Source organism: Bradyrhizobium sp. MI1.4 (genome assembly GCF_055811315.1).
Window position 1 is genome coordinate 1 of record NZ_JBVVPP010000038.1, and the last position, 14,263, is coordinate 14,263.

13 protein-coding genes are annotated in these 14,263 nt (G+C 64.6%); 1 reads left to right on the forward strand and 12 read right to left on the reverse strand.

Going from position 1 to position 14,263, the window contains the following annotated elements; all coding sequences use genetic code 11:
• Positions 1-278: 278 nt before the first annotated feature.
• Complete coding sequence (locus AC0L23_RS28975) at positions 279-1,493, forward strand: YeeE/YedE family protein (protein ID WP_473357614.1); 1,215 nt, start codon at positions 279-281, stop codon at positions 1,491-1,493.
• A gap of 55 nt (positions 1,494-1,548) precedes the next feature.
• Here AC0L23_RS28975 and AC0L23_RS28980 read toward each other — a convergent pair whose 3' ends face one another.
• The 12 genes from AC0L23_RS28980 to rpoZ all read right to left on the reverse strand — a co-directional run bounded on the left by AC0L23_RS28980 (position 1,549) and on the right by rpoZ (position 14,049).
• Complete coding sequence (locus tag AC0L23_RS28980) at positions 1,549-3,090, reverse strand: GMC family oxidoreductase (RefSeq protein WP_473357615.1); 1,542 nt, start codon at positions 3,088-3,090, stop codon at positions 1,549-1,551.
• An 84-nt stretch (positions 3,091-3,174) separates the two neighbouring features.
• The gene (gene parC / locus AC0L23_RS28985) at positions 3,175-5,433 is read right to left on the reverse strand and encodes a DNA topoisomerase IV subunit A (protein ID WP_247338490.1); all 2,259 of its coding nucleotides are present in this window, start codon (positions 5,431-5,433) and stop codon (positions 3,175-3,177) included.
• A 60-nt stretch (positions 5,434-5,493) separates the two neighbouring features.
• Entirely contained in the window at positions 5,494-5,778 is a 285-nt protein-coding gene (locus AC0L23_RS28990; protein WP_018458403.1) for a hypothetical protein, read from the reverse strand.
• 100 nt (positions 5,779-5,878) lie between these two features.
• On the reverse strand, positions 5,879-6,631 hold the full coding sequence (gene recO, locus AC0L23_RS28995) for a DNA repair protein RecO (RefSeq protein WP_085353424.1): 753 nt from the start codon (positions 6,629-6,631) through the stop codon (positions 5,879-5,881).
• A gap of 122 nt (positions 6,632-6,753) precedes the next feature.
• Positions 6,754-7,134 carry a hypothetical protein gene (locus tag AC0L23_RS29000; protein WP_018458405.1) on the reverse strand — a complete coding sequence of 127 codons (381 nt, stop codon included), beginning with the start codon at positions 7,132-7,134 and terminating at the stop codon, positions 6,754-6,756.
• Positions 7,135-7,155: 21 nt separating this feature from the next.
• Positions 7,156-8,082: a GTPase Era gene (gene era / locus AC0L23_RS29005; RefSeq protein ID WP_085353425.1), complete on the reverse strand. Its 927-nt coding sequence runs from the start codon at positions 8,080-8,082 to the stop codon at positions 7,156-7,158.
• Positions 8,072-8,938, reverse strand: a complete 867-nt coding sequence (rnc, locus tag AC0L23_RS29010; protein WP_085353426.1) for a ribonuclease III — start codon at positions 8,936-8,938, stop codon at positions 8,072-8,074. Before rnc ends, era begins: the two co-directional genes overlap by 11 nt.
• Positions 8,935-9,699: a signal peptidase I gene (gene lepB, locus AC0L23_RS29015; protein WP_018458408.1), complete on the reverse strand. Its 765-nt coding sequence runs from the start codon at positions 9,697-9,699 to the stop codon at positions 8,935-8,937. The genes rnc and lepB overlap by 4 nt, the downstream gene beginning before the upstream one ends.
• Before the next feature lie 248 nt (positions 9,700-9,947).
• Positions 9,948-10,367, reverse strand: a complete 420-nt coding sequence (acpS, locus tag AC0L23_RS29020) for a holo-ACP synthase (RefSeq protein ID WP_007611179.1) — start codon at positions 10,365-10,367, stop codon at positions 9,948-9,950.
• Entirely contained in the window at positions 10,364-11,116 is a 753-nt protein-coding gene (locus AC0L23_RS29025; RefSeq protein WP_026233571.1) for a pyridoxine 5'-phosphate synthase, read from the reverse strand. Before AC0L23_RS29025 ends, acpS begins: the two co-directional genes overlap by 4 nt.
• A 45-nt stretch (positions 11,117-11,161) precedes the next feature.
• Positions 11,162-13,447: a RelA/SpoT family protein gene (locus AC0L23_RS29030; RefSeq protein ID WP_026233572.1), complete on the reverse strand. Its 2,286-nt coding sequence runs from the start codon at positions 13,445-13,447 to the stop codon at positions 11,162-11,164.
• A gap of 209 nt (positions 13,448-13,656) precedes the next feature.
• A complete protein-coding gene (gene rpoZ / locus AC0L23_RS29035) occupies positions 13,657-14,049 on the reverse strand; it encodes a DNA-directed RNA polymerase subunit omega (protein ID WP_007603391.1) in 393 nt (130 codons plus the stop codon).
• Between the last annotated feature and the right edge of the window lie 214 nt (positions 14,050-14,263).

The following is a 14,263-nucleotide window of genomic DNA, read 5'->3' on the forward strand; positions in this document are numbered from 1 at the left end:
CCGCTCCCCCCGAACCTCTGGGGGTTTTTTGTCTTCTATTCCGGCCCCAAACCCCATACATCCCTCCGGGCGGGGGGGCGCGGGGCTCCCCGGGCCGACCCAGTACTCCGAGACGATCGTGATTAAGAAGAGAAGCCGCGGCGTACTGGATGCCCCGGTCGAGCCGGGGCATGACAGCCTAGCGCGATCCCATCAGTTCCAATGTGGAAAGATTGGAACGGGGAGAATTCGCCCCGGTTAGCTCCCACTGCCGAAGAAATCCGCTTCTTGGATGAGCCATGACCGATCTATCTATCGATGCTCGACTGCTTGCCCCTGACAATGACCGGCACGGCGCCAATTTCACGGTCGTCGTTGTCGCGGCGGCAATTCTTCTGGCGGGCGCAGCGGCCTTGTCAGGCACGATCTCGTGGCAACAGGGATTGTTGTTTCTTCTCGGAGGCGCACTTGGCCTGACGCTGTATCATGCGCTGTTCGGGTTCACCTCGGCCTGGCGCGTCTTCATTGTGGCGCGACGGGGCGCCGGTCTCCGTGCGCAAATGGTCATGCTGGCGCTGGCGACGGCCCTGTTCTTTCCGGCCCTCGCGCAAGGTACGCTGTTCGGCGTCGCCGTGCATGGCGAGCTCGGCGCGGTGGGCGTGGGCATGCTGACCGGGGCGTTCCTGTTCGGCCTTGGAATGCAGCTCGGCGGCGGCTGCGCGTCGGGAACGCTTTATACCGCCGGCGGCGGCAACACCCGCATGCTGGTGACACTGGCGGCCTTCATCGCCGGATCAACGCTCGGTGCGTTGCATCTGCCGTGGTGGAGCGCGCTGCCGAACATCGGCGCCGTCTCGTTGATCGAACGGCTCGGATGGCTGCCGGCGCTCGTGCTCTGCTGGGCCGTGATGGCTGCGATCTACCTCACCACCGTCAGGGCCGAGATCGGCCGGCACGGCGAACTCGAGCCGGGAGCGCGGACGAAGCTGCAAGGCCTACGCCGCTTCATGCAGGGGCCGTGGCCGCTGCTGTGGGGCGCGATCCTGCTCGCGATCGGAAATTTCGCCACGCTGTATCTCGCAGGGCGCCCATGGGGCATCACCTCCGCTTTCGCGCTCTGGGGATCGAAGATCCTGATGGGCGTCGGCGTCGACGTCGCGTCATGGCCCTATTGGCAGGGCCCGCGCGCTCCATCGCTGCAGCAAAGCGTCTTCGCCGACATCACCTCCGTGATGGATTTCGGCATCATCCTCGGAGCGTTGCTGGCCGCGGGCCTCGCCGGCAAATTCCATCCGACCTGGCGCATCTCCGCATCCTCGCTCCTCGCCGCCATCATCGGCGGCCTGCTGCTCGGGTATGGCGCCCGGCTCGCCTATGGCTGCAATATCGGCGCCTATTTCAGCGGGATCGCATCGGGCAGCCTGCATGGCTGGTGCTGGCTGGTTGCGGCTTTTCTCGGCAACATTCTGGGGACACAGCTCCGACCGCTGTTCGGCCTGGCCGTCGAGCGGTAGGTCTTCGTCTGCGTGCTGTTTCGTCAGACCGTCATGGCGGGACGGGCGATTGAACTCAACGCATCATCCGCGCAATCGCTTCCCCGATCACCACCGTCGTGAAGTGGGTGTTGGCCCGGCAATCCGATGGCATGATCGAGGCGTCGGCAACGCGTAAGCCCGCGATACCCTTCACTGTGCCGTCAGGGTTGACCACGCCGTCGGCGTCGTTGACGCCGGTCATGCGGCAACTGCCGGCGGCGTGCTGGATATCGCCGGTCTCACGGCGCAGCAGCGCGTCGAGTTCGTGATCGGGCAAGGCCGCAGCCTCGGGCAAGCTCAAATCCGTGTCTGCGAGCCGGATCCAGTCGGCGATGCCTGATAGCGCCGGCTGGGCGGTGATCACGGCGAGCCGCCTCACCGCATCCATCATGCGCAGCATGTCGCGGGGATCGGCCAGCATGTTCTCCTCGACGACAGGATCGATCGTGGGATCGGTCGAGGCCAGCTTGAGCGTGCCACGCGAATACGCGTTGAACAGCCCGGCGCCGATCGCGCCCGGCACACCGATGCCGCGGTGGTTGAAGGCGATCAGGATCATGTCGCGCTTGCCGCCGTTGGCGAGGCCCGACGAATAGGTCACGCAGCAATTGGTGTGGCGGGTGTCGGGGTCGGCGGGCCGCAGGTTTTCGTGAAGCTGGATCGTGGCGCGAAACAGCGGATGGTCGAAGAAGTGCTTGCCGACCGGCAGGTTGCGCTCGACCGCGATCCCCATCGCCTTCAGCTCCTCCGCAGGTCCGATGCCCGAGCGCAGCAGGATTGCCGGACTGTGGATGGCGCCGGCGCACAGCACGATCTGGCGTGCGCTGATCTCGTGGGTGCCCTGCCCCTCGATGTGGACGCGAAGGCCGGTCGCCCGTCCGTCACTGATCAGCACGCTGTCGACCAGCGCATGCCCGCGAATTTCCAGATTGGCGCGGCCCCGCGCGGGCTCGAGATAACCCTCGTTGGTGGTGATGCGGCGGCTGTCGCGGCTGTTGATGGGATAGCAGGCGACGCCCTCGCCGTCCCGGCCGTTGACGTCGGCGCACCAGGGATAGCCGCTCGCCAGCGCCGCATCGCGCAAGCCGCGATCGATCGGTCCCCATTTGTCCGGCGGCGCGCGATAGACCGGCAGCGGTCCACCGCGGCCGTGGCCGGCGGCGTCGCCGAATTCCAGATCATCCTCGATCACCGAGAACAACGGCATCACGTCCGTGGCCGACCAGCCGGTGCAGCCATTGGCGGCCCATTCGTCGAACGCAGCAGCGACGCCGCGGATGGCGATCTGGCCGTTCATCATCGACGAGCCGCCGAGCCCCTTGCCGCGCCAGTAGAAGCGCGGCTCCTGGCCGGCCACACGGCGCGTCAGAAGATCCGGCCATTGCCACTTCTCCTGGTACTCGCGCTTGTGGATGATCGGGATGGGATTTGGCGTCATCACCTCCCAGGGCGCCTCGTCGGCGCGCCAGTCCAGACCCGCCTCCAGCAGCAGGACGCGCCGTGCGGGATCTTCCGAGAGCCGCGCCGCAACAGCAGCGCCGGCCGAGCCGCCGCCGACAACAATGACATCGTACATCGCGCTACTTCTCAACGTTCCAGAACACCGGGATGGCGGACGGTATCAGACCGCGCGCACCGGCGGAACCAGACTGTCGCCCGACTACCCGATCCCCCTGCCGAACTTGTTCGACTTCGGGAATCCCTTCGGCGGCAGACGGCCGGCGTCCGCGCGAGAGCCTTTCCACTCGGCGAGCTCCTTCATGGTCGCGGAGAATTCGCGGCCGGCGGAGTCCTTCCAGGTCAGGCCCGTCTTGGCGTCGAACACTGCAATGTCGGAGAGGCCGCCGTCCTTGTACTTCTGCAGACGCACACCGCGGCCACGCGCCATCTCCGGCACCTGGTCGAGCGGGAACACCAGCATCTTGCGGTTCTCGCCGATGACCGCGACGGTGTCGCCGATCACCTCGGTGACTGTGCGCGCCTCGTTCGGCATGTCGACGTTGAGGACCTGCTTGCCCTTCTTGGTGGTGCCGACGCAATCGTCCTCGCTGACGACGAACCCTTGGCCCTCGTGGCTCGCGACCAGGAATCTGCGTCCGCCCTTGTTGACGAACAGCGTGACCGGCGCGGCCTCCGGCTCGAGATCGATGAACTGGCGGATCGGCTCGCCATGACCGCGGCCGCCCGGAAGTTTTGCGACATCGAGCGAGTAGAATTTTCCGTTGGTGGCGAACAGCAGCAGCTTCGAGGTCGTTTCCGCGAAGAACGCGAATCCGAGCTTGTCGTCCTGCTTGAAGGCCAGCCCCGAGAGATCCTCGACATGGCCCTTGAGAGTGCGGATCCAGCCCTTGTCGGAGACCACCACCGTCACCGGCTCGCGTTCGACCAGTGCCTCCTCGATCGCAGCGAGATCATGCTCTGGCGCGTCGGCAAAGGTGGTGCGGCGCTTGCCGAGCGGGGTCTTCGGTCCGAACATGTCGCGAACCTTGCCGACCTGCTCGCCGACTTTCTTCCACTGCTCGGGTTCGGACGCCAGCAGTCCCTCGATGCCCTTCAGCTCCTTGCGAAGATCCTTGTCCTCGCCGCGGATCTCCATCTCCTCGAGCTTGCGCAGGCTTCGGAGCCGCATGTTGAGGATGGCTTCGGCCTGCACCTCGGCGAGCTTGAACGCCTTGATCAGCGCCGGCTTCGGCTCGTCCTCATTGCGGATGATCCTGATCACCTCGTCGATGTTCAGATAGGCAATCAGCAAGCCGCCGAGGATCTCCAGCCGGCGCTCGATCTCGGCCTTGCGATGGTTGGTGCGACGGATCAGCACGTCGCGCAGATGGTCGAGCCATTCGCGCAAGCACTCCGCGAGCCCCACGACTTTGGGAATGCGGCCCTTGATCAGCACGTTGAGGTTCAGCGGAATCTTGTTTTCGAGCTCGGTCAGCCGGAACAGCGATTCCATCATCAGCGCGGGATCGACGTTCTTCGATTTCGGCTCGATCACGATGCGAACGTCTTCGGCCGACTCGTCCCTGATATCGCCGACCAGCGGCAGCTTCTTCTGGTCCAGCAGCTCGGCGATCTTCTCGATCAGCCGGGACTTCTGCACCAGAAAGGGTATCTCGGTGACGACGACGACCCAGGTGCCGCGCGCGCCCTCTTCCTGCTCCCATCGGGAGCGGACGCGAAACGAACCGCGACCGGTGGTGTAGGCTTCAGCGATCGCCTGCTTGGAATCGACGCAGATGCCGCCGGTTGGAAAGTCCGGACCCTTGACCCATTTCAGCAAGGCCTTCGACTTCGCGTCGGGCTTCTCGATCAGATGCAGCGCGGCGTCGCAGAGCTCGGCGGCGTTGTGCGGCGGGATCGAGGTCGCCATGCCGACTGCGATACCTTGCGCGCCATTGGCGAGCAGATTCGGGAAGCCGCCGGGCAGCACGATCGGCTCTTTCGACTGGCCGTCGTAATTGGGGCGGAATTCGACCCCGTCCTCATCGATTCCGTCGAGCAGAAGCCGCGCGACGTCGGTCATGCGCGCTTCGGTGTAGCGATAGGCGGCGGGATTATCGCCGTCGATATTGCCGAAATTGCCCTGGCCGTCGACCAGCGGGTAGCGCGAGGAGAAGTCCTGCGCCAGGCGCACCATGGCGTCGTAGATCGCCTGGTCGCCATGCGGATGGAACGAGCCCATCACGTCGCCGACGATTTTGGCGGACTTCTTGAATGCCGTGCCCGGGTCGAGCCGGAGCAGCCGCATGCCATACAGGATGCGCCGGTGTACCGGCTTCAGGCCGTCGCGCGCATCCGGCAGCGCGCGGTGCATGATGGTGGAGAGCGCGTAGGCGAGATAGCGCTCTTCCAACGCCTCACGCAGCGGCACCTCGTGAATTTCGGCCGGTTCCTCCGGCGGAATCAATCGTTTTCCCATGCCGCCCGGTTAAACCGTGGAAGCGAATCGGGCAAGGATCGATTGGTTCCCTGTGGCGGCCTACTGGCCGGCCCAGCCTGCGGTGAAGGTCTGGGTGGGTGGCGCGGCTTTAGCCTGCGTGGTGGCCGGGGCATTGGTCAGGCACCGCCGCGCGGTGTCGATCTCGGCCTCCGTCGCGCCTTTGGACCGTGCCCATGCCTCTGCGGCTGCAGCGGAATATTTAGCCACATAGAATCTGACGACGGTACAGGAAGCACGGCGAAAGACGCCCGGCTGCTCACCCGCGAGGGCGTCCGGCGCCAGCGCAATCAGCGCTGCCGATATCACAAGTCCCTTGATCAGCATGAGGCTATCCCCGGTTGGAACCCAAAATGGCAAGTCCGGGGAACCGAGTTTGGTTCCAGCAAGGGCTGGTCCACTGAGGCAACGCAGAGCCGCGCCAAGCTCATGGCGCGGGAATGGCGGCCTTTGCCTGCTGTCGCGTCAGCGCGTTGATGAAGCCTGCCCGCGCATCGGAATGGCCTTGCCCGCGTGGTTCCAGCACGTGGCGCAGCAGGAACAGGCCGGTCAGTCGAAAGCCGTCCTGGAGATCCTGATCGGTGAGGTCGCCCTGCACCTCGCTTTGGCGCAGGAACGGCGGCAGCCGCAACAGGCGGTCGCGCCACGGCTCGCCCGCCCCGCGGGACACCGCGCCGCCGGATTTGGGCGAGACGTAGATCAGGTCGGTGGTCTCTCCTGTCACCGCGCAGTTTTCCAGCGCCAGCCCGAAGCCGAGTTCGGTGAGCATTGCCAGTTCGAAATGGATCACGTGCACGGCCGCGCTGCCGATGTCGTCGAAATCGTCCAGCGAATGTTCGAGCAGCGCCAGGAGGTTTTCGTGCGGATCGCGCTCCGGCAGCAACCGCGCGATAGAGGCGAGATGGGTGATGCCGTAGACGCCGTGGGATGATCCCAGCAGCGTCGCCGCCCGCAGCTTGAGGCCCTCGATGGCATAGGTGCCGAGATGCTCGTCGAGCCGCGCCCGCCATACCACGCGGAGGCTGTTGCCGGGCTGCAGCAACGGACGCATCCGAGAGCCGGCGCCGCCGCGGACGAGACCGAGATGGCGGCCGTGGGCACGGGTTAGCAACTCGACGATGGCGCTGCTCTCGCCATGCCGCCGCACCCCCAGCACGATGCCTTCGTCGGTCCATTCCATCGGTGAAGTCTAGCGGATTCCGGTCTTCAATCGTAGGGCGGATTGGCCGAAGGCCTAATCGGCCAATCGCGGGGGCACGCCTGGAAGGTGAATTGCGCGCCGCCAATCCACCCGACACGGCCTCACGCGTTGAACCAGCCCTGCGCGTCGCCGCGGAACGAGAAATACAATCCCATCGCGGTCAGCACGCAGGAGACGATCTCGATGGCGCTGTCGAGTTCCATGCCTTTCTCGCCGATGATCTGGCCGAGCGAGATCACCGACAGCACGAGCGCTGCCGCCAGCACCCAGCGCGGCCAGTTCTTGCGCCCGTGCGCGGCCAGCCGGACGAAATACACCAGCAGCAGGATCATGCCGCCGGCGAGCAGCGACGACGTCATGATCATCTGTTCGGTCATCTCGGCAGTCGGCGTGCGGTCCTGCACCGCCACCGACAAGGCATCCAGCATCAACGATGCATAGAGCAACGCTTCGAAGCGCCGTACGTTGCTGGGTACGCTCATCGTCGACCGATCTTTTCTTGGTTATTCTTTGGGAAATTCCAGGCCCATCTCGCGGTAGCGATCGGGATCGTCGCTCCAGTTCTCGCGCACCTTGACGAACAGGAACAGGTGCACCGGCACGCCCAGGATCTCGCCGATCTCCTTGCGCGAGTCCGCGCCGATCGACTTGATGGTGGCGCCACCGGCGCCGAGCACGATCTTGCGCTGGCTTTCGCGCTCGACGAAAATCGTCTGCTCGATGCGCACCGACTTGTCCTTGCGTTCTTCCCACTTGTCGGTCTCGACGGTGGACTGGTAGGGCAGTTCCTGGTGCAGTTTGCGAAAGATCTTCTCGCGCGTGATCTCGGCCGCGAGCTGCCGCATCGGCGCGTCCGACATCTGGTCTTCGGGATAGAGGAACGGCCCCGGCGGTACGATCTCGGACAGTGTACGCCTGAGGTCATCGACGCCGTCGCCGGAGATCGCCGCGATCATGAACGTCTTTGCGAAGGCCATGCGCTCGTTGGCAGCCTGCGCCAGCGCCAGCAGCTTCTCGCGCTGGACCAGGTCGACTTTGTTGATGACCAAAATCTTCTCGTGCTTGACGCTGGCGACCTTGGTGAGGATTGCCTCCGCTTCCTCGTCGATGCCGGCCTTGGCATCCAGCAGCACGCAGACGAGGTCGGCGTCATGCGCGCCGCTCCAGGCGGTCGAGACCATGGCGCGGTCGAGCCGGCGCTTGGGCAGGAAGATTCCGGGCGTATCGACCAGGATGATCTGCGCGTTGTTCTCGATCACGATGCCGCGGATCAGCGCGCGCGTGGTCTGCACCTTACGCGAGACGATCGTGACCTTGGCCCCGACCAGCGCATTGACCAGCGTGGATTTGCCGACATTCGGCGCGCCGATCAGCGCGACGAAGCCGCAGCGCGTGGCAGTGGGCGCCTCGCCGCTTGCTTCAACCATCATTGCCGCCGCCAACGCCTTCACGTTCGATCATCACTGAAGCTGCCACTTTCTCTGCCGCGCGCTTGCTGCCGCCGATGCCTTCCGCCGGTGCCAGCCCCGGCAGGTCGACCGCGACGCGGAATTGCGGATCGTGATGCGGGCCGGTGCGCTCGACCTCGCGATAAACCGGCGTCGGCAATCCCTTGCCCTGTGCCCATTCCTGGAGAACGGTCTTGGGATCGCGCAAGGGACGTCGCGGCTTGTGCATGCGCTCGGTCCAGTTGCGCTTGACGAAATCGGCCGCTGCCGCGTAGCCGCCGTCTAGAAACACGGCGCCGATCACGGCTTCGCAGATGTCGCCGAGCACGCTCTTGCGCAGGCGCGCGTCGGCGCTGGAGCCGACCGAGCCGAGCTTGATGTCGTCGAGCAGACCGAGCGACTTGGCGACATCGGCGCAGCTCTCCTTGCGCACCAGTTCGGCAAGTCGCTTGGACAGCTCGCCTTCGTCGGCGTTCGGGAAGGCGTGATAGAGCATGTCGGAGACGACGAGCCCGAGCACATGGTCGCCGAGGAATTCCAGTCGCTGATAGCTGTCGCCGCGCTTGCGCCCGGACTTCAGCGCGGAGACATGCGTGACGCCCTGCATCAAGAGGTTCGGATCGGCAAAGCTGTAGCCGATGCGTGCCTCGAGCCCCGCATTCGCATCCGAGCCCCTGACCTTGCTGCTCCGCACCCGCTTCTTCTTTGCGGGCGTCTTGATCTCAGGCGTCTTGACCTCAAGGGTCTTGGTATCAAGAGTCTTGGTCGCAGCTTCGCCGTCGGGGCCCGCTTGCGCCTCGGTCGGTAGGATCGCGATGTCCTTGGCTTCGTCTTTCATCGGACGATTTTGAAGAAGCGATTCCAGCGCACCGCCCAGGGCCAGCGCCAGAACATCCAGGCATGCTCGCCTTCGGCGATCGAGAAGAAGATCATCTGGGCGCGCCCGATCAAATTCTCCTGCGGCACGTAGCCGACCTGGCCGAGGAAGCGACTGTCGGTGGAGTTGTCGCGGTTGTCGCCCATCATGAAGAAGTGGCCGGTCGGCACGGTGTAGACGTTGGTGTTGTCGACGTAGCCGTTGTCGGCGCAGTCCAGCGTCTCGTAGGACACGCCATTCGGGAGCGTTTCCTTCCAGCGCTTCACCCGGGAGACGCCGCTGCCTTCGGCGCCGCAGGGGTCCTCGCCGACAAATTCGCTCATGCGCTGCCGCTCGACCGGCGTGTCGTTGATGTAGAGCAGCCCGTCCCGCATCTGGATGCGGTCGCCGGGCAGGCCGATCACGCGCTTGATGTAGTCGGTGGAATCGTCCTTCGGCAGGCGGAATACGACGATGTCGCCGCGGTTCGGGTCCGAGCCCCAGATCCGCCCCGAGAACAGCGGCGGCGAGAACGGGATCGAGTAATGGCTGTAGCCGTAGGAATATTTCGAGACGAACAGATAGTCGCCGACCAGCAGTGTCGCCTTCATCGAGCCGGATGGGATGTTGAACGGCTGAAACAGGAAGGTGCGGATCACCAGAGCGATCAGGAGAGCGTGGATCACGACCCGGATCGTTTCGCCGATGCCGCTCTCAGTTTTCGTTCCTGAAGTCACGCTCATTGCTCTCTCAATTCCGGCGGGCGGTCACAGCGCGCCCTCCTCCCGCGAACAGCCCATCGCTCGCGGCCCAAGGAGATTGTCCTGATTCTGATAATGAGGGCCAATTCCGGCGTAAAGCCGAATTCGCCCAGCCTGATTTGCGTCCGCGGACTTTTAGACGGTTGTCGGAGGCCACGCAATCAAGGATCGCGTCAAAACTGCATAAGCGCTTGATTTTGAATGCGAATTATAAAATTATCGGAGCACCGTCAGGGTTTGGCCAGCGGCACGGCCGAAATGATGACGAAGGCCTGTGCCAGCGGCCAGTCGTCGGTGATCGACAGGTCGATCTGCGCCGCGAACCCTTCGGGCGTCAGGGCCTGGAGCCGGGCCAGCGCCCCGCCCGTCAATTGCATGGTTGGCCGCCCTCCCGGCAGGTTGACCACCCCCATGTCGCGCCACCACACGCCGCGCCTGATGCCGGTGCCGAGTGCCTTGGAGCAGGCCTCCTTGGCGGCGAAGCGCTTGGCGTAGGTTGCCACCACCATCTTCTCGTTCTTGGCGCGCCGCTCCGCCTTGGCCCGCTCGGCCGCGGTGAAGATGCGGTCGAGGAAGCGCTCGCCATGGCGGTCGATCACCTTGCCGACCCGGGTGATGTCGATCAGATCGGAGCCGATGCCGATGATCATGCCCGGCTCCGGCCGCGGTCCATCGCCGCGCGCATGCTGCGAACCGTCTCGGCGAGACCGACGAACAGGGCTTCGCCGATCATGTAGTAGCCGATGTTGAGTTCCATGATGTCCGGCAAGCCGGCGATCGTCTCCGCTGTCGCGTAGTCCAGCCCGTGTCCGGCGTGAACCTCCAGCCCTGCTTCTTTCGCCAGCTTCGCCCCTGCCACGATCCGCCGCCATTCGGCCTCGGCCTTGTCGGCGTGACCCTCGACGACGGCGTCGCACCAGGCGCCGGTGTGGATCTCGATCACGGGTGCGCGCAGCCGCGCCGCCGTCTCGATCTGGGCGGGATCGGCCGCGATGAACAGCGACACCCGGATGCCGGCATCGTTCAGCCGCGCGATATAAGGCGCCAGCGCATTGTGCTGGCCGACGACGTCGAGCCCGCCTTCGGTCGTCACCTCCTGGCGCCGCTCCGGCACGAGGCACACCGCATGCGGCCTGGTGGCGAGCGAAATACGCATCATGTCCTCGGTCGCCGCCATCTCGAAATTAAGCGGCTTGGAGATCTCGGCTTTCAGCCGCGCCATGTCCTCGTCGCGGATGTGCCGGCGATCCTCGCGCAAATGAGCGGTGATGCCGTCGGCGCCGGCCTCGATCGCCAGCAGCGCCGCGCGCACCGGATCGGGATTGCGGCCGCTGCGCGCGTTACGCAGAGTCGCGACATGGTCGACATTGACGCCGAGGCGGAGCGGAGGTGCAGGCATTTCAGGACTCACGGAATCATAGGAATGGACCATGACGGAAGGCGTCTATCCATTAACACGTTCGGCGCGGGCGACGACCGCCTTCGCGCGCAGCTGGGCCAGGATCGCGCTCAAATGCTTGAGATCGTAGACTTCGAGATCGATCGTCGTCTCCGTGAAGTCCGGTGAGCGGCGCTGCATGCTGATGTTGTCGATGTTGCCGTCGTGCTCGGCGATCACGGTCGCGATCTGCGCCAGCGCGCCGGGTTCGTTGACATTCTCGACCTTGATGCGGGCCGGGAAGCGCTGCGGCGCGGAGTCCTCGATGTCCCAGCGCACGTCGAGCCAGCGCTCCGGCTCTTCTTCGAAATCCTTCAGGGCCGGCGCCTGGATTGGGTAGATGGTGATGCCCTCGCCCGGCGTGACGATGCCGACGATGCGGTCGCCGGGCACTGCGCCGCCATTCGGCGCAAACTTCACCGGCAGGTCGGAATTGATGCCGCGGATCGGAATCGCGACCGGGGTGCGCGGCGGTTCGAACGACTTCTCCTTGAGCTTGCCGGCAAGCCCCTTCTTGACGCCGTAGCGCGCGATGCGCTCCTCCTTGTAGTCGGGATACATCGCACGCGCGACGTGGGAGGCCTTGATCTCGCCGCGTCCCACAGCCGCCATGACGTCCTCGATCGAGGTTCGTGCCAGCCGCGGCAGCGCGCCCTTGAGCTTGTCGTCGGCATATTCGATCTTGGCGCGCTCGAACAGGCGCTCGACGATGCGCCGGCCGAGACCGACATATTGATCGCGCACCGCAGTCCTGGTGGCGCGGCGGATTGCGGCGCGCGCCTTGCCGGTGACCGCGAGCGTTTCCCAGGCGGACGGCGGCGCCGCTTGCGCTTCGGAGGTCAGCACCTCGACCTCGTCGCCATTCTGGAGCTCCGAGGACAGCGGCGCAAACTGGCCGTTGATCTTGCAGCCCACCGCGCTGTTGCCGACGTCGGTATGCACGGCATAGGCGAAGTCGATCACGTTGGCATGGCGCGGCAGCGCAATCAGCTTGCCCTTTGGGGTGAAGCAGAACACCTGGTCGTGGAACAGCTCGAGCTTGGTGTGCTCGAGGAATTCCTCGGGGTTGGCGCTCTCCGAGAGGATGCCGATGGTGTGGCGCAACCAGGCGAACGCATTGGACTCGCGCTTGAGGAATTCGGTCGGCGAGCCCACGCCTTCCTTGTAGAACACGTGCGCGGCGATGCCGCGCTCGGCGATCTGGTCCATCGCCTCGGTGCGGATTTGCAACTCGACGCGCTGGTTGCCGGGGCCGATCACGGTGGTGTGGATCGAGCGATAGTCGTTCTGCTTCGGCGTCGAGATGTAGTCCTTGAACCGCCCGGGCACGACCGGCCAGTTCGTGTGGACGATGCCGAGCGCGCGATAGCAGGCCTCGATGTCGTTGACGACGACGCGGAAGCCGAAGATGTCGGACAATTGCTCGAAGCCGACCGACTTCCGCTCCATCTTGGTCCAGATCGAGAATGGCTTCTTGCGGCGGCCATAGACCCGCGCGCCCAAGCCCCGGTGGCGCAGATTGTTGGAGAGCTGGTCCTCGATTTCGCCGATCAGATTGCGGTTGCGCTCCGCCAGCGCATCGAGCCGCTGCATCACCACCGAATAGGCTTCCGGGTCGAGGGTCCGGAACGACAGGTCCTCCAGCTCCTCGCGCATTTCCTGCATGCCCATGCGCCCGGCCAGCGGCGCATAGATATCGAGCGTCTCCTCGGCAATGCGCCGTCGCGATTCCGTCGGCACGAAGTCCAGCGTGCGCATGTTGTGCAGGCGATCGGCGAGCTTCACCAGGAGCACGCGGACGTCGTCGGCAATGGCCAGCAACAATTTGCGCAGATTCTCGGCCTGTTTGGCCTCCCGCGACACCAGCTCCAGCCGCTTCAGCTTGGTCAGCCCTTCGACCAGCGCGCCGATCTCGGGCCCGAAGATCTGGTCGATCTCGGCCCGCGTCGCTTCGGTGTCCTCGATCGTGTCGTGGAGCAGCGCAGCCACGATGGTGGCGTCGTCGAGTTTCAGGTCGGTGAGAATCGCCGCCACTTCGAGCGGATGGGAGAAGTACGGGTCGCCCGAGGCGCGGGTCTGCGAGCCGTGCGCCTTCATGGCGTAGACATAGGCGCGGTTCAGCAGATCTTCGTCGGTGTTGGGATTGTAGGACCTGACGCGCTCGACGAGGTCATATTGACGCATCATGCGTGCGCGAGGCTTCGCCGGGCGCGCCACCGGCGCAGTCGGGGCCACGGCAACCGATTCGGTTGCGGCCTGCATCTGCGTTGGTGTGCGGCGTCGATATACCATGCCGTCCTGCCTTCAAACGGACCACGACAGAGCCCGTTGTATACATCTTAGCTCCGATCGCGCGCGTGTCCGATCAATTCAGTGACAGGGACAGGCGCGAACCGACGACGCTATGGTAACCACGAAAACGCCAACAAAAGCAAAGGCCCGAACAACGGTTCGGGCCTTTGATCAGATCACAAAGAAGTCGATGAGCGCGACGGGACGATTTACTCGTCTTCCTCGGGTTGCTCCTCGGGCGGCGCGAGGCCTTCGAGACCCTTCAGGAGCTCTTCTTCCGTCATGCGCTCAACGGCGACTTCGGTATCGTCTGCATCCACGCTTGCACCGGCGGAACCGATCAGCGGCACAGTGTCAGGCTCGGGCTCGTCGACCTCGACGAACTTCTGCAGCGAGTGCACCAGCTCCTCGCGGAGGTCCTCCGGCGAAATGGTGGTCTCAGCAATTTCGCGCAAAGACACAACAGGGTTCTTGTCGTTATCACGGTCAACCGTTAGTTGTGAACCAGACGAAATCATGCGGGCGCGGTGGGCGGCCAGCAGGACCAGGTCAAACCGGTTGTCGACCTTGTCGATACAATCTTCTACGGTGACGCGAGCCATCGACTGTCGCTCCGTTGTGGGTGGGACGAAATATGTGGATGAATGCCGGTAGTTATAGGGACCGGGAGGGTTTCGCAAGGCCAATTTGTGATTTGGCCTCGCCAAACGGCTCTGCTACCCCCACATTGGCGCTGGGATGGGTGGTTACCCGGGCCGCCGGCGAGGGCGGCGCCGGGTATGTGCAAGTTGGCCATAACTATACCTTGATTGCCCC